Raw genomic sequence first — 16,304 nt, 5'->3', positions numbered from 1 at the left:
ATTTCACTAAAAAACATATCACCCTTTATCGTTTGGATTGAGGGCTGCTGTCAACCGTTGTTGCACTTCAAGCTGCAGGTCATTATTAAGGGCACGCCGGTCCGCTGTCGCGATTATAAATAAATCTTCTACTCGCTCGCCAATCGTTGTAATTCGGGCGCCATGGAGCGAAATTCCCAGATCGGCAAAAACCTGGCCGACGCGGGCGAGCAGCCCCGGCTGGTCGAGCGCGATCAGCTCCAGGAACGATTTACGGTCGGTGTGGGTCGGCAGGAAGTTGACCTCGGTATCGACGGTAAAGTGGCGCAATTTCGCCGGCTGGCGACGCGGCTGCGGGGGCTGCCAGCTGCGCTGGGTAATCGCCTGTTCCAGACCAAAACGTATCCCTTCATGCCTGTCCGACGACAGCGGGCTGCCGTCCGGCTCCAGCACGATAAAGGTGTCCATTGCCATGCCGTCGCGGGTGGTGAAAATCTGCGCGTCGTGAACGCTCAGGTTTCGCCTGTCCAGCTCGGCGCAGACCGCAGCAAACAGATAAGGTCGGTCCGGGCTCCAGATGAAAATCTCCGTTCCGCCGCGGGTGGCCTGAGGGCTCAGCAGAATCATTGGCTGGGACAGGTCGTGCTTCAGCAGGTGCCGCGCGTGCCACGCAAGCTGGTTTGGGCTGTGGCGGACAAAATAGTTGGCACGGCAGCGGGCCCATATCTGGTGTAGCGCCTCTTCATCAATATTATCCATCCGCAGCAGCGCCAGCGCCTGCAGCTGGTGATGACGCACGCGCTCGCGCATGTCCGGGGTGTTTTGCATCCCGCGACGCAGCTGTTTTTCGGTAGCGAAGTACAGCTCGCGCAGCAGGCTCTGCTTCCAGCTGTTCCACAGCGTTTCGTTGGTGGCGCAGATATCGGCCACCGTCAGGCAGACCAGATAGCGCAGACGGTTTTCCGTCTGAACCGCTTCCGCGAACTGCTTGATCACCTCAGGATCCTGAATGTCACGACGCTGCGCGGTAACCGACATCAGAAGATGATGGCGTACCAGCCAGGCCACCAGCTGCGTTTCACGTGAGTTCAGGCCGTGCAGCTCGGCAAATTTCAGTACGTCCTGTGCACCCAGTACCGAATGATCGCCGCCGCGACCTTTGGCGATATCGTGGAACAGGGCAGCAATCAGGATCAGTTCCGGGTGGGTCAGGCGCGGCCATAGCTCCACGCACAGCGGATGGCGGGAGCGCGTCTCTTCTTTTGCAAAGCTTTCCAGCTTGAGCATCACGCGGATCGTGTGTTCATCCACCGTGTAGGCGTGGAACAGATCGAACTGCATCTGTCCGACAATGTGCGACCACTGCGGCATATAGGCCCACAGCACGCTGTGGCGGTGCATCGGCAGCAGCCCACGGCTGACGGCGCCCGGGTGGCGGAGCATGCTCAGGAACAGCGAGCGCGCTTCCGGGATATAGCACAGCGGCTCCGTCAGATGACGGCGCGCATGGCGCAGATGGCGCAGGGTGGTGGAGTAGATCCCGGTGATGGTGCTGTTGCGCACCATGGTATAGAACATCCGCAGAATCGCTTCCGGCTCGCGGATGAACAGCGTTTCGTCGCGCAGATCGATAAGCGTGCCGCGCAGCTGGAATTCGTCATCAATCGGGCGCGGTTTCTCATCCGCCGTCAGGGCCAGAATGGCCTCGTCGAACAGCTGCAGCAGCATCTGGTTCAGCTCGGTCACCCGGCGGGTGACGCGGAAGAAATCCTTCATCATGTGCTCAACCGGCTCGTTGCCTTCGCCCTGATAATTCAGGCGCTGCGCCACGCTGAGCTGGCGGTCAAACAGCAGACGGTTATCGTAGCGGGTGACTTCCAGATGCAGGGCAAATCGAATGCGCCACAGCAGGTGCAGGCACTCGTTCAGCTCGTTACGCTCTGCCTCGGTTAAGAAGCCGAAGCCGACCATCTCGTCCATCGAGGTGGCGCCAAAATGGCGGCGAGCGACCCACTGCAGGGTATGGATGTCGCGCAGGCCGCCGGGGCTGCTTTTAATATCGGGCTCAAGATTATAGCTGGTGCCGTGGTAGCGCTGGTGACGCTGGTTTTGCTCCTCGACCTTCGCGGCGAAGAACTTTTCTGACGGCCAGAAGCCGTCGCTGAAGATGTGCTTTTGCAGCTCCAGAAACAGCGCGACGTCGCCAATCAGCAGACGGGTTTCAATCAGGTTGGTGGCGACGGTCAGGTCGGATAACCCTTCCAGCAGACACTCTTCCAGGGTGCGCACGCTGTGGCCGACCTCCAGCTTCACGTCCCAGAGGAGCGTCAGCAGTTCGCCAATTTTTTGCGCCTGTTCGTCCGGCAGCTTTTTGCGGCTTAAGATCAGGAGATCGATATCGGAAAGCGGATGCAGCTCACCGCGGCCATAGCCCCCGACGGCAACCAGCGCAACATCACTGATTTGCCCAAACCCGTAATCGATCCACAGGCGCTGCAGAAGCTGGTCGATAAATTCGGTGCGCGCTTCAATGAGCTGCTCGGCCGACACGCCTGCGTCGAACGCGCTGCCCAGCCAGCGATGGAAAACATCCATGTGGGCTTTAATATGCGCGCAGGTCAGCTCGTGCGACGGCCAGACGCCCGGGTTATCGGGCTGGTCGGGAAGGGTGGGAAGTGCTGTGTTAGCATACTGTTCGGGTAAAAGATTACTCATCGTGCGCCACCCATAAGAAAAAACTATAGCCATTAAAAAAGCCGGCATTTGCCGGCTTTTTTATCATTCGTCGTGCGTCAGTATCGCCGGGATGGTGTCATCCTTGCGCAACGTCATAATTTCGCAGCCGTTGTCTGTTACCACAATAGTATGCTCGTACTGCGCAGACAAGCTTCTGTCTTTGGTTTTCACCGTCCAGCCGTCTTTCATGGTACGGATGCGGTAGTCACCCGCGTTGACCATCGGCTCAATGGTAAAGGTCATGCCTTTTTGCAGCACCACGCCGCCGTCATCTGCATCATAGTGCAGAACCTGCGGTTCTTCATGGAAGACGCGACCAATGCCGTGACCGCAGTACTCGCGCACCACGGAGAAACCTTCTGCTTCCACAAACTTCTGGATTGCCGCACCGATGGTACGCAGGCGAATACCCGGTTTAACCATTTTCAGCGCCAGGTAGAGGCTCTCTTGCGTCACTTTGCACAGACGCTCGCCAAGAATAGTCGGCTTGCCAACGATGAACATTTTTGAGGTGTCACCGTGGTACTCGTCTTTAATGACGGTCACGTCAATGTTGACGATGTCGCCATCTTTCAGCAGTTTTTCATCGTCCGGAATGCCGTGACACACCACTTCATTAATAGAGATGCAGACGGATTTCGGGAAACCGTGGTAGCCGAGGCAGGCCGAAACCGCGTGCTGCTCGTTCACGATATAGTCGTTACAGATACGGTCCAGTTCACCGGTGCTGACGCCCGGCTTTACGAACGGCTCGATCATTTCCAGCACTTCCGCGGCCAGACGACCGGCGACGCGCATCTTTTCAATTTCTTCAGGTGTCTTAATAGAGATAGCCATGTATTCTGTCCATCGGTGTCGATTTTTTCGACAATACTAGTCTAAGTGTCGTCAATGGTATCAGTCAGGCACACCCCGTGCCAAATTGAGAATCATTAACAGCACACTCCGCCAACAACTGTTGGTTTCTGGTCGTGTTTTGTGGTATAAAGCGCGCCGGACTTCCGATCCATCTCAGATACACAGGCTGGACGGAAGCGACAAATCTCACTTTGTGTAACAACACACACGTATCGGCACATATTCCGGGGTGCCCTTTGGGGTCGGTAATATGGGATACGTGGAGGCATAACCCCAACTTTCAATATAGAGGTTTTAAACATGGCAACTGTTTCCATGCGCGACATGCTCAAGGCTGGTGTTCACTTTGGTCACCAGACCCGTTACTGGAACCCGAAAATGAAGCCTTTCATCTTCGGCGCGCGTAACAAAGTTCACATCATCAACCTTGAGAAAACTGTACCAATGTTCAACGAAGCCCTGGCTGAGCTGAACAAGATCTCTTCCCGTAAAGGTAAGATTCTGTTCGTTGGTACTAAGCGCGCTGCAAGCGAAGCTGTGAAAGATGCTGCTAACAGCTGCGACCAGTTCTTCGTGAACCATCGCTGGTTGGGCGGCATGCTGACCAACTGGAAAACTGTTCGTCAGTCCATCAAACGCCTGAAAGATCTGGAAACCCAGTCTCAGGACGGTACTTTCGACAAGCTGACTAAGAAAGAAGCGCTGATGCGCACTCGTGAACTGGACAAGCTGGAAAACAGCCTGGGCGGTATCAAAGATATGGGCGGCCTGCCAGACGCGCTGTTCGTAATCGATGCAGACCACGAGCACATCGCAATCAAAGAAGCTAACAACCTGGGTATCCCGGTATTCGCTATCGTTGATACCAACTCCGATCCGGACGGTGTTGACTTCGTTATCCCGGGTAACGACGACGCAATCCGTGCTGTTAGCCTGTACCTGAGCGCTGTAGCTGCTACCGTTCGTGAAGGCCGTTCCCAGGATCTGGCTTCTCAGGCGGAAGAAAGCTTCGTAGAAGCTGAATAATAAGGTTTTACCCCTTATTAGTACCGTGTATGAATAGGGGCCCATTACCGGCCCCTTTTTTCAATTTACACTGTTTGGCCCCCGGCCGGGCAGTTCACATCTCCCGAGGATTTAAGAATGGCTGAAATTACCGCATCCCTGGTAAAAGAGCTGCGCGAGCGTACTGGCGCAGGCATGATGGATTGCAAAAAAGCGCTGACTGAAGCGAACGGCGACATCGAGCTGGCAATCGAAAACATGCGTAAATCCGGTGCGATCAAAGCAGCTAAAAAAGCAGGCAACGTTGCTGCTGACGGCGTGATCATCACTAAAATCGACGGCACCTACGGCATCATTCTGGAAGTTAACTGCCAGACTGACTTCGTTGCTAAAGATGGTGGTTTCCAGGCATTTGCTAACAAAGTTCTGGACGCAGCTGTTGCTGGCAAAATCACTGACGTTGAAGTTCTGAAAGCACAGTTCGAAGAAGAACGTGTTGCGCTGGTTGCTAAAATCGGTGAGAACATCAACATCCGTCGCGTTGCTTCTCTGGAAGGCGACGTTCTGGGCTCTTACCAGCACGGTGCACGTATCGGTGTTCTGGTTGCGGCTAAAGGCGCTGACGAAGAGCTGGTTAAACAGCTGGCTATGCACATCGCTGCAAGCAAACCAGAATTCGTTAAGCCAGAAGACGTGTCTGCTGAAGTGGTAGAAAAAGAGTACCAGGTTCAGCTGGACATCGCGATGCAGTCTGGTAAACCAAAAGAAATCGCAGAGAAAATGGTTGAAGGCCGCATGAAGAAATTCACCGGCGAAGTTTCTCTGACTGGCCAGCCATTCGTTATGGATCCAAGCAAGTCTGTTGCTCAGCTGCTGAAAGAGCACAACGCTGACGTAACTGGCTTCATCCGCTTCGAAGTGGGCGAAGGCATCGAGAAAGTTGAGACTGACTTCGCAGCAGAAGTTGCTGCAATGTCCAAGCAGTCTTAATGATTGAAAAGGAGCCGCCTGAGGGCGGCTTCTTTTTGTCACCCGTCACAGGAAATCAGACAGGCTCCAGTATCGCTGTGCTGATTTGCGGCATATCATGTCGCCAGAATTAACCCCCATCTTAATCGTTGACAGTCTCAGGAAAGAAACATGGCTACCAATGCAAAACCCGTGTACAAACGCATTCTGCTTAAGCTGAGTGGCGAAGCGCTGCAGGGATCGGAAGGCTTCGGTATTGACGCAAGCATCCTTGATCGCATGGCACAGGAAATCAAAGAACTGGTCGAACTGGGTATCCAGGTTGGCGTGGTCATTGGCGGTGGCAACCTTTTCCGTGGTGCTGGTCTGGCGAAAGCGGGGATGAACCGCGTAGTGGGCGACCACATGGGTATGCTGGCAACCGTGATGAATGGCCTGGCAATGCGTGATGCGCTCCATCGCGCCTATGTGAATGCCCGCCTGATGTCCGCGATTCCCCTGAATGGCGTTTGCGATAATTACAGCTGGGCAGAAGCTATCAGCCTGCTGCGCAATAACCGCGTGGTGATCCTCTCCGCCGGTACGGGTAACCCGTTCTTTACAACCGATTCCGCTGCCTGCCTGCGCGGTATCGAGATCGAAGCCGATGTGGTACTGAAAGCGACCAAAGTAGATGGCGTGTTTACTGCCGACCCGGCAAAAGATCCTTCTGCCACCATGTACGATCAGCTGAGCTACAGCGAAGTGCTGGATAAAGAGCTGAAAGTGATGGATCTTGCCGCCTTCACGCTGGCTCGCGACCACAAACTGCCGATCCGTGTCTTCAACATGAACAAGCCTGGCGCACTGCGTCGCGTGGTCATGGGCGAAAAAGAAGGCACTTTGATCACGGAATAATTTCCGTTGACGATAAATACAGGTAAGATTCCGCTTTATTTTGTAGTGGTATCTTACCCGGGCGCGCCTTTGGCGTTGTCATGAATTAAACGCGACTATACTTAGCACACCTGTAGCGCTGTGCTGGCGGATAGTCTGCCTGAGACAAGTTTTCAAGGATTCGTAACGTGATTAACGACATCAGAAAAGATGCTGAAGTACGCATGGAAAAATGCGTAGAAGCGTTCAAAACCCAAATCAGCAAAATCCGTACTGGCCGTGCTTCCCCAAGCCTGCTGGATGGCATCATCGTAGAATACTACGGTACGCCAACCCCTCTGCGTCAGCTGGCGAGCGTCACGGTAGAAGATACCCGTACGCTGAAAATCAACGTGTTCGATCGTTCTATGAGCCCGGCCGTTGAGAAAGCGATCATGGCCTCTGACCTCGGACTGAACCCAAGCTCTGCGGGTTCTGACATCCGCGTTCCACTGCCTCCACTGACGGAAGAGCGTCGTAAAGATCTGATCAAAGTGGTTCGTGGCGAAGCTGAGCAGGGTCGTGTATCCGTGCGTAACGTCCGTCGCGATGCGAACGATAAAGTAAAAGCGCTGCTGAAAGAAAAAGAGATCAGTGAAGATGACGATCGTCGTTCTCAGGACGACATTCAGAAAATGACCGACGCTGCCATCAAGAAAATTGATGCGGCGCTGGCAGATAAAGAAGCGGAACTGATGCAGTTCTGATTTCTGTCGTACACTGATAAACGCCGTTCAGAGGGACTTCGGGTCTTGCTGGCGGCGTTTTGCTTTTATCTGGTCTAACTTTTTTCGGGCATCTCATGAAGCATTTAACACTCCTTGGCTCAACCGGCTCTATCGGTTGCAGCACTCTCGACGTCGTTCGCCATAATCCTGAACTCTACACCGTGACAGCGCTGGTGGCCGGTAAGAATGTGCAGCGAATGGTCGAGCAGTGCCTGGAGTTTGCGCCCCGCTATGCGGTGATGGATGACGAAGAGAGCGCGCGTCTGCTGAAAGCACAGCTGCTTGAACAGAGCAGTCGAACCGAGGTGCTGAGTGGCCAACAGGCGGCCTGCGAGATGGCGGCGCTGGATGAGGTGGATCAGGTGATGGCGGCCATCGTCGGGGCGGCAGGGTTATTGCCTACGCTTGCCGCGATTGATGCCGGGAAGGATGTGCTGCTGGCCAATAAAGAGTCGCTGGTCACCTGTGGACGCCTGTTTATGGATGCGGTGAAGCAGCGCGGCGCGCGTCTTTTGCCGGTCGACAGCGAGCACAACGCGATTTTTCAGAGTTTACCGCAACCTTTTCAACAGAACCTGGGGTACGCTGACCTGGAGCAGAATGGCGTGGTGTCTATTCTGCTTACCGGGTCTGGTGGCCCGTTCCGTGAAACGCCACTGTCTGAACTGCGCGCCATGACGCCGGATCAGGCGTGCCGTCATCCGAACTGGTCGATGGGGCGTAAAATCTCCGTTGACTCTGCCACCATGATGAACAAAGGTCTGGAATACATTGAAGCGCGCTGGCTGTTTAATGCGTCAGCGAAACAGATGGAAGTACTGATTCACCCGCAATCGGTGATTCACTCGATGGTGCGTTATCAGGATGGCAGCGTGCTGGCACAGCTGGGCGAGCCGGACATGCGTACGCCGATTGCCCATTCCATGGCGTGGCCAAATCGAGTGAAATCCGGCGTGAAGCCGCTTGATTTCTGCAAGCTAAGTTCCCTGACGTTCAGTGAACCGGACTATGACCGCTATCCTTGTCTGAAGCTTGCGATGACTGCCTTTGACCAGGGGCAGGCGGCGACGACGGCACTTAATGCAGCCAATGAAATTACCGTTGAGGCATTTCTGAATCAGCAAATTCGTTTTACCGATATCGCGTCGTTAAATTTATCGGTACTGGAGATGATGGATTTGCGCGAACCACAAAGCGTGGAAGAGGTGCTGGCGGTGGATGCAACTGCGCGTAATATTGCGCGTCAACAGGTGACACGTCTCGCAAGCTGGTGATAAAGCAACCACTAGTCGTCGTGCTATTTGTTAGCGTTGGGCTTCAGTGATATAGTCTGCGCCACCTGATCGCAGGTATTTGACTTAATGTGGTCAGGTGAGCCGTGGTTTGACACGGCTTTTTTATGTATAGGCTTCAGTATTCCTGAGTACCGTTAAATCCTTTTCAGGGACAAAAAACGCGTTATGTTGTCTGCGAATCAACCAATAAGCGAAAATTTGCCAGCTCATGGCTGCCGTCATGTAGCAATCATTATGGATGGCAATGGCCGCTGGGCGAAAAGACAAGGGAAGATACGAGCCTTTGGGCATAAAGCGGGGGCGAAATCCGTTCGTCGCGCCGTTTCTTTTGCCGCCAACAACGGCATTGATGCGTTAACGCTCTATGCTTTTAGCAGTGAAAACTGGAATCGACCTTTGCAGGAAGTGACTGCGTTGATGGAATTGTTTGTGTGGGCGCTAGACAGCGAAGTAAAAAGCCTGCACCGCCACAACGTCCGCCTGCGTATCATTGGCGATACCAGTCGTTTTAACTCACGTTTGCAGGAACGGATTCGTAAAGCAGAAGCGCTGACGGAAAATAATACCGGTCTGACGCTGAATATTGCGGCGAATTACGGCGGACGCTGGGATATTATCCAGGGCGTTCGGCATCTGGCCGAACAGGTTCAGGAAGGGCTGTTGAGACCCGACCAAATTGATGAAGAGGCGCTGAGCAAGCAAATCTGCATGAATGAACAGGCGCCTGTGGATTTGGTAATTAGGACAGGGGGGGAACATCGCATAAGTAACTTTTTGATATGGCAAATTGCCTATGCCGAACTTTACTTTACCGATGTTCTTTGGCCCGATTTTGATGAACAAGACTTTGAAGGTGCGCTGCATGCCTTTGCCAATCGAGAGCGTCGTTTCGGCGGCACCGAGCCTGGTGGCGACAAAGCCTGATGGGGGTAGCTTTTGCTGAAGTATCGCCTGATTTCCGCTTTTGTATTAATACCCATTGTCATTGCGGCGCTGTTTTTACTGCCCCCGGTGGGATTCGCTATTGTCACGCTGGTGGTGTGCATGCTCGCCGCGTGGGAATGGGGACAGTTTAGCGGCTTTACCTCGCGCACTCAGCGAGTATGGCTCGCGGTACTTTGTGGCTTTATCCTGGCCATAATGCTGTTTACGTTGCCTGAATATCACCATGATATTCATCAGCCCCTGGTTGCCGGCTCCTTGTGGATATCGTTGGTCTGGTGGGTTGCCGCGCTGTTGCTGGTCCTTTTTTATCCAGGTTCCGCGGCATTATGGCGTAATTCAAAAGTGCTACGACTGATTTTTGGTTTGCTCACCATTATTCCTTTTTTCTGGGGTATGGTTGCGCTGCGCGCCTGGCACTACGACGAAAACCACTACAGCGGTGCGATCTGGCTGCTTTATGTGATGATTCTGGTCTGGGGGGCTGACTCCGGGGCCTATATGTTTGGTAAACTGTTTGGCAAACATAAGCTGGCGCCGAAGGTTTCTCCGGGCAAAACCTGGCAAGGATTCATCGGCGGCCTGTTTACGGCAGCGATCATCTCCTGGGGCTACGGCGTCTGGGCGAATCTTGAAGTGGCACCGTCAATACTGCTGGTGTGCTCGATTTTTGCTGCGCTTGCCTCCGTGCTCGGTGATTTAACCGAAAGTATGTTTAAGCGTGAAGCAGGGATTAAGGACAGCGGACACCTGATTCCAGGGCATGGCGGTATACTGGATCGCATTGATAGCCTGACAGCGGCTGTTCCAGTGTTTGCATGTTTGCTTTTACTGGTATTCGGGACGATTTAACGGAAGGTTTTATGCTGAGCATTCTCTGGAATCTGGCGGCGTTCATTGTTGCACTGGGTGTACTGATTACCGTGCATGAATTTGGCCATTTCTGGGTTGCTCGCCGCTGTGGCGTGCGCGTAGAGCGGTTTTCCATCGGTTTTGGCAAATCACTCTGGACGCGCACCGACCGCCACGGCACGGAATTTGTCATCGCCCTTATCCCGCTGGGCGGCTACGTCAAAATGCTCGACGAACGCGTCGAGCCTGTCGCACCTGAGCTGCGACACAGCGCTTTCAACAATAAAACCGTTGGACAACGCGCCGCCATCATTGCTGCCGGACCGGTAGCCAACTTCATCTTTGCGATTTTCGCTTACTGGCTGGTGTTTATCATCGGCGTCCCGGGCGTGCGTCCGGTGGTGGGGGAAATTGCTCCCAACTCCATCGCGGCGAGTGCGCAAATTACATCCGGGATGGAACTTAAAGCGATTGATGGCATCGAAACCCCTGATTGGGATGCCGTGCGACTGCAGCTGGTTGCCAAAATTGGCGATCCGCAGACCACCATCAGCGTATCGCCGTTTGGTTCCGATGCGCGTCAGGACAAAGTGCTCGATTTACGTCACTGGCGTTTCGAGCCAGACAAAGAAGATCCCGTCGCTGCGCTGGGTATTCGTCCACGCGGTGCGCAGATCGAGCCGGTATTAGCCGAAGTGCAGGCAAATTCGGCGGCGAGCAAAGCGGGTTTGCAAGCGGGCGACAGGATCGTTAAAGTCGATGGTCAACCATTAACAGAGTGGATGACCTTTGTTACTCTGGTGCGCGATAATCCGGGAACGTCTCTCGCGCTGGAAGTTGAAAGGCAGGGCAGTCCGCTTTCGCTGACGCTGATCCCGGATACGAAGTCGGTCGGCAAAAAGGCAGAAGGGTTTGCAGGCGTTGTGCCAAAAGTGATCCCGCTGCCAGATGAGTACAAGACAATACGCCAGTATGGGCCGTTCAGCGCCATCCTTGAAGCCACGGATAAAACATGGCAACTGATGAAGCTGACGGTCAACATGTTGGGGAAATTGATAACCGGTGATGTGAAACTGAACAACCTCAGTGGGCCAATTTCGATTGCCCAGGGGGCTGGGATGTCAGCGGAGTTCGGGGTGATTTACTATCTCATGTTCCTCGCGCTCATTAGCGTGAACCTTGGGATAATCAACCTGTTCCCGCTTCCCGTTTTAGACGGGGGTCATCTGCTGTTTTTAGCGATTGAAAAGCTAAAAGGCGGACCGGTATCCGAGCGAGTTCAAGACTTTAGTTATCGCATTGGCTCGATTTTGCTGGTGCTGTTAATGGGGCTTGCACTTTTCAATGATTTCTCTCGGTTGTAAGAGAGTGTTAGGAAGAACGCATAATAACGATGGCGATGAAAAAGTTGCTCATAGCGTCGCTGCTGTTTAGCAGCGCCACCGTATACGGTGCTGACGGGTTCGTAGTGAAAGACATTCATTTCGAAGGCCTCCAGCGTGTCGCCGTTGGTGCGGCCCTCCTCAGTATGCCTGTACGCCCCGGCGATACGGTTAATGATGATGATATCAGTAACACCATCCGTGCTCTGTTTGCCACCGGCAACTTTGAGGATGTCCGCGTCCTGCGCGATGGTGATACGCTGCTGGTACAGGTAAAAGAACGTCCAACGATCGCCAGTATCACTTTCTCCGGTAACAAGTCGGTGAAAGATGACATGCTCAAGCAAAACCTTGAAGCATCCGGTGTTCGTGTGGGTGAATCCCTGGACCGCACAACCCTTTCAGACATTGAAAAAGGTCTGGAAGACTTCTACTACAGCGTCGGTAAATACAGTGCCAGCGTGAAAGCGGTTGTCACTCCGCTGCCGCGCAACCGTGTTGACCTGAAGCTGGTCTTCCAGGAAGGTGTTTCTGCGAAGATCCAGCAGATCAACATTGTCGGCAACCACGCGTTCAGCACCGACGAACTGATCTCCACCTTCCAGCTGCGCGATGAAGTGCCATGGTGGAACGTGGTAGGCGATCGCAAATACCAGAAACAGAAACTGGCGGGCGACCTTGAAACTCTGCGCAGCTACTATCTCGATCGTGGCTATGCGCGTTTCAACATCGACTCGACTCAGGTAAGCCTGACGCCGGACAAGAAAGGGATTTACATCACGGTCAACATCACTGAAGGCGAGCAGTACAAGCTTTCGGGTGTTGAGGTGAGTGGTAACCTGGCGGGGCATTCTGCTGAAATCGAATCGCTGACCAAAATTCAGCCAGGCGACCTGTATAGCGGTTCCAAGGTAACCAAAATGGAAGACAGCATTAAGAAGCTGCTCGGCCGCTATGGTTATGCCTATCCGCGCGTACAGACTCAGCCTGAAATCAACGACGCGGATAAAACCGTTAAGCTGCACGTGAATGTTGACGCGGGCAACCGTTTCTACGTGCGTAAGATCCGCTTCGTCGGTAACGACACCTCCAAAGATTCCGTTCTGCGTCGCGAAATGCGTCAGATGGAAGGCGCATGGTTGGGTAGCGACCTCGTTGATCAGGGTAAAGAGCGTCTGAACCGTCTGGGCTATTTTGAAACGGTGGATACCGATACCCAGCGCGTACCGGGCAGCCCGGATCAGGTTGATGTCGTTTATAAAGTGAAAGAGCGCAACACCGGTAGCTTCAACTTCGGTGTGGGCTACGGTACCGAGAGCGGCGTCAGCTTCCAGGTCGGCGTGCAGCAGGATAACTGGCTGGGTACGGGTTACTCTGTCGGGATTAACGGCACCAAAAACGACTACCAGACCTACTCTGAGTTCTCTGTAACGAACCCATACTTCACCGTAGACGGTGTAAGCCTGGGCGGTCGTATCTTCTATAACGACTTTAAAGCAGACGACGCGGATCTGTCTTCTTACACCAACAAGAGTTACGGTGTGGACGGTACGCTTGGCTTCCCGGTTAACGAATACAACACCCTGCGTGCGGGCTTAGGTTACGTGCATAACGACCTGTCCAATATGCAACCGCAGGTGGCGATGTGGCGTTACCTGGACTCCATTGGTCAGTCAACCAGCAAAACAGGTCATGACAATGGCTTCGCTGCGGATGACTTCACCTTTAACTACGGCTGGACTTATAACCGTCTTGACCGTGGTTACTTCCCAACGGAAGGTTCTCGCGTCAACCTGAACGGTAAAGTGACCGTGCCGGGCTCCGATAACGAGTTCTATAAGGTCACGCTGGATACCGCGTCCTACTTCCCGATCGATGACGATCATAAGTGGGTGGTTCTGGGTCGTACCCGCTGGGGCTACGGCGACGGTTTAGGCGGCAAAGAACTGCCGTTCTATGAAAACTTCTATGCCGGTGGTTCCAGTACCGTTCGTGGCTTCCAGTCCAACAACATTGGTCCGAAAGCGGTTTACTACGGCGGGAACGACAAAGATAACTGTGATAAACCAGCTACGGATAGTAAAGGCCAGCCAAACGTCTGTAGCTCCAATGATGCAGTGGGCGGTAACGCCATGGCCGTTGCCAGCCTGGAGTTCATCACGCCAACGCCGTTTATCAGCGATAAATATGCGAACTCGGTGCGTACGTCCTTCTTCTGGGATGCAGGTACTGTGTGGGATACAAACTGGAGCACGAAAGGTATGCCTAGCGATATTCCTGACTACAGCGATCCGAGCAATATTCGCATGTCTGCCGGTATCGCATTACAATGGATGTCACCGCTGGGACCGTTGGTCTTCTCTTACGCCCAGCCGTTTAAGAAATATGATGGAGATAAGTCGGAGCAATTCCAGTTTAACATTGGTAAAACCTGGTAATAATCCGCTGCAAAGGAATGCGTTGGCAGTGTAGCGCTGACAACTGGCGATCGGTAACACGGTCGCCTTGCCACGCAAAGAACGGTACCTTCTGGTGCCAATGGGATGGTAAGGAGTTAATTGTGAAAAAGTGGTTATTAGCTGCAGGTCTCGGTTTAGCGATGGCAACTTCTGCTCAGGCAGCAGACAAAATTGCAATCGTCAACATGGGTAATTTGTTCCAGCAGGTTGCACAGAAAACAGGTGTTTCTGCGACTCTGGAAAACGAATTCAAAGGCCGTGCAAGCGAACTGCAGGGTATGGAAAACGATCTTCAGTCCAAAATGCAGCGTCTGCAGCGTGATGGTTCTACCATGAAGGCAAGCGACCGCAGCAAGCTGGAAAAAGACGTAATGGCTCAGCGCCAGGCGTTCTCTCAGAAAGCGCAGGCTTTCGAGCAGGATCGTCAGCGTCGTTCTAACGAAGAACGCGGCAAGCTGGTGACTCGCATTCAGACCGCTGTTAAAGCAGTGGCTGCCGATCAGAGCATCGATCTGGTTGTTGATGCGAACGCCGTCGCTTTCAACAGCAAAGATGTTAAAGACATCACTGCTGATGTTCTGAAACAGGTTAAATAAGTAATGCCTTCAATTCGACTGGCTGATTTAGCTCAGCAGTTGGATGCAGAATTACACGGTGATGGCGATATCGTCATCACCGCTGTTGCGTCCATGCAATCTGCTAAAGCTGGCACGATTACCTTCATGGTAAGCCCTAAGTACCGTGAGCAACTGGCTCAATGCCAGGCGTCAGCTGTTGTACTGACGCAGGACGATCTTCCATTTGCCACTGTAAGCGCGCTGGTAGTGAAAAACCCCTACCTGACGTATGCACGCATGGCTCAAATTCTTGATACCACGCCGCAACCGGCCCAGAACATTGCTGCCAGCGCAGCGATTGATGAGACGGCCAGGCTGGGTAACAACGTCGCCGTTGGGGCGAATGCGGTTATCGAATCCGGCGTTGTGCTGGGCGATAACGTCGTCATTGGCCCAGGCTGCTTCGTTGGGAAAAATACGAAAATCGGCGCAGGGACCCGTTTGTGGGCCAATGTGTCCGTTTATCATGACGTTGAAATTGGCGAAAACTGCCTCGTCCAGTCCAGCACCGTGATTGGTTCCGATGGCTTTGGTTACGCTAACGATCGCGGTAACTGGGTGAAGATCCCACAGCTTGGTCGCGTTATTATTGGCGATCGCGTGGAGATCGGCGCCTGTACCACCATTGACCGTGGCGCGCTTGACGACACGATCATTGGCAATGGTGTTATCATCGATAACCAGTGCCAGATTGCGCATAACGTTGTGATTGGCGACAATACCGCGGTTGCGGGTGGCGTCATCATGGCGGGCAGCCTGAAAATTGGCCGTTATTGCATGATTGGCGGTGCGAGCGTGATTAATGGCCATATGGAAATCTGCGACAAGGTGACCGTGACGGGAATGGGCATGGTAATGCGTCCTATCACTGAACCTGGCGTTTATTCCTCAGGCATTCCGCTACAGCCCAACAAGGTATGGCGTAAAACAGCAGCTCTGGTGATGAACATTGATGATATGAGCAAGCGCCTCAAGTCTCTTGAGCGTAAGATCGATCAACAAGACTAAGCGTCATCCGTTTAACGCTATTTTTCCCGGCCTGTCGGCTTTCTAATAAACCGGCAGGCCGTGTTATTATTGTTATCAGTACATTTTGACAGGAAGAGTATTTTGACTACTGACACTCATACTCTGCATATTGAAGAGATTTTAGAACTTCTGCCGCACCGCTACCCGTTTCTGCTGGTAGACCGCGTGCTGGATTTTGAAGAAGGTCGTTTTCTGCGCGCAGTGAAAAATGTTTCCGTGAACGAGCCGTTCTTCCAGGGGCACTTCCCTGGTAAGCCTATCTTCCCGGGTGTGTTGATTCTGGAAGCGATGGCTCAGGCTACCGGTATTCTGGCGTTTAAAAGCGTCGGTAAACTGGAGCCAGGTGAGCTGTATTACTTCGCGGGTATTGATGAAGCGCGCTTTAAGCGCCCTGTCGTGCCTGGTGATCAGATGATCATGGAAGTCACTTTTGAAAAAACGCGTCGTGGCCTGACTCGCTTCAAAGGCGTAGCACTGGTTGACGGCAAAGTTGTTTGCGAAGCGACGATGATGTGTGCTCGTAGCCGGGAGTCCTGAT

The 16,304-nt window shown here is 53.3% G+C and carries 14 protein-coding genes; 12 read left to right on the top strand and 2 right to left on the bottom strand.

Annotated elements, in window-relative coordinates; genetic code table 11:
- Positions 1-18 precede the first annotated feature (18 nt).
- The gene (glnD, locus tag OTG14_RS13420; protein WP_024907520.1) at positions 19-2,694 is read right to left on the bottom strand and encodes a bifunctional uridylyltransferase/uridylyl-removing protein GlnD; all 2,676 of its coding nucleotides are present in this window, start codon (positions 2,692-2,694) and stop codon (positions 19-21) included.
- A 63-nt stretch (positions 2,695-2,757) separates the two neighbouring features.
- The gene (map, locus tag OTG14_RS13415) at positions 2,758-3,552 is read right to left on the bottom strand and encodes a type I methionyl aminopeptidase (protein WP_023310454.1); all 795 of its coding nucleotides are present in this window, start codon (positions 3,550-3,552) and stop codon (positions 2,758-2,760) included.
- Between the two features lie 321 nt (positions 3,553-3,873).
- Between map and rpsB the strand changes: the two genes are divergently transcribed.
- From rpsB to fabZ, 12 genes are all read left to right on the top strand, one after another.
- Positions 3,874-4,599, top strand: coding sequence for a 30S ribosomal protein S2 (rpsB, locus tag OTG14_RS13410; protein WP_003856207.1), 726 nt, complete (start codon positions 3,874-3,876; stop codon positions 4,597-4,599).
- Positions 4,600-4,716: 117 nt separating this feature from the next.
- On the top strand, positions 4,717-5,568 hold the full coding sequence (tsf, locus tag OTG14_RS13405) for a translation elongation factor Ts (RefSeq protein WP_014830708.1): 852 nt from the start codon (positions 4,717-4,719) through the stop codon (positions 5,566-5,568).
- Between the two features lie 150 nt (positions 5,569-5,718).
- Positions 5,719-6,444, top strand: a complete 726-nt coding sequence (gene pyrH, locus OTG14_RS13400) for a UMP kinase (RefSeq protein WP_008501910.1) — start codon at positions 5,719-5,721, stop codon at positions 6,442-6,444.
- A 167-nt stretch (positions 6,445-6,611) separates the two neighbouring features.
- Positions 6,612-7,169: a ribosome recycling factor gene (gene frr, locus OTG14_RS13395; protein ID WP_014882629.1), complete on the top strand. Its 558-nt coding sequence runs from the start codon at positions 6,612-6,614 to the stop codon at positions 7,167-7,169.
- A 95-nt stretch (positions 7,170-7,264) separates the two neighbouring features.
- Positions 7,265-8,464, top strand: a complete 1,200-nt coding sequence (gene ispC / locus OTG14_RS13390; protein WP_267215220.1) for a 1-deoxy-D-xylulose-5-phosphate reductoisomerase — start codon at positions 7,265-7,267, stop codon at positions 8,462-8,464.
- 186 nt (positions 8,465-8,650) lie between these two features.
- The gene (gene ispU / locus OTG14_RS13385) at positions 8,651-9,409 is read left to right on the top strand and encodes a (2E,6E)-farnesyl-diphosphate-specific ditrans,polycis-undecaprenyl-diphosphate synthase (RefSeq protein WP_024907522.1); all 759 of its coding nucleotides are present in this window, start codon (positions 8,651-8,653) and stop codon (positions 9,407-9,409) included.
- Between the two features lie 12 nt (positions 9,410-9,421).
- A complete protein-coding gene (cdsA, locus tag OTG14_RS13380; RefSeq protein WP_024907523.1) occupies positions 9,422-10,279 on the top strand; it encodes a phosphatidate cytidylyltransferase in 858 nt (285 codons plus the stop codon).
- Positions 10,280-10,290: 11 nt separating this feature from the next.
- Positions 10,291-11,643, top strand: a complete 1,353-nt coding sequence (rseP, locus tag OTG14_RS13375) for a sigma E protease regulator RseP (RefSeq protein ID WP_024907524.1) — start codon at positions 10,291-10,293, stop codon at positions 11,641-11,643.
- A 29-nt stretch (positions 11,644-11,672) separates the two neighbouring features.
- Positions 11,673-14,099: an outer membrane protein assembly factor BamA gene (bamA, locus tag OTG14_RS13370; RefSeq protein WP_267215219.1), complete on the top strand. Its 2,427-nt coding sequence runs from the start codon at positions 11,673-11,675 to the stop codon at positions 14,097-14,099.
- 122 nt (positions 14,100-14,221) lie between these two features.
- The gene (gene skp / locus OTG14_RS13365) at positions 14,222-14,716 is read left to right on the top strand and encodes a molecular chaperone Skp (RefSeq protein WP_008501902.1); all 495 of its coding nucleotides are present in this window, start codon (positions 14,222-14,224) and stop codon (positions 14,714-14,716) included.
- Positions 14,717-14,719: 3 nt separating this feature from the next.
- On the top strand, positions 14,720-15,745 hold the full coding sequence (lpxD, locus tag OTG14_RS13360; RefSeq protein ID WP_023345460.1) for a UDP-3-O-(3-hydroxymyristoyl)glucosamine N-acyltransferase: 1,026 nt from the start codon (positions 14,720-14,722) through the stop codon (positions 15,743-15,745).
- 102 nt (positions 15,746-15,847) lie between these two features.
- Positions 15,848-16,303 (top strand): 3-hydroxyacyl-ACP dehydratase FabZ, encoded by a 456-nt coding sequence (gene fabZ, locus OTG14_RS13355; RefSeq protein ID WP_010426706.1) that lies wholly within the window; start codon positions 15,848-15,850, stop codon positions 16,301-16,303.
- Position 16,304 lies beyond the last annotated feature (1 nt).

It is taken from the genome of Enterobacter pseudoroggenkampii (assembly GCF_026420145.1).
Classification (GTDB): domain Bacteria; phylum Pseudomonadota; class Gammaproteobacteria; order Enterobacterales; family Enterobacteriaceae; genus Enterobacter; species Enterobacter pseudoroggenkampii.
The sequence above is the reverse complement of the archived record's forward strand: the minus strand, read 5'-3'. Positions and strand labels throughout refer to the sequence as shown.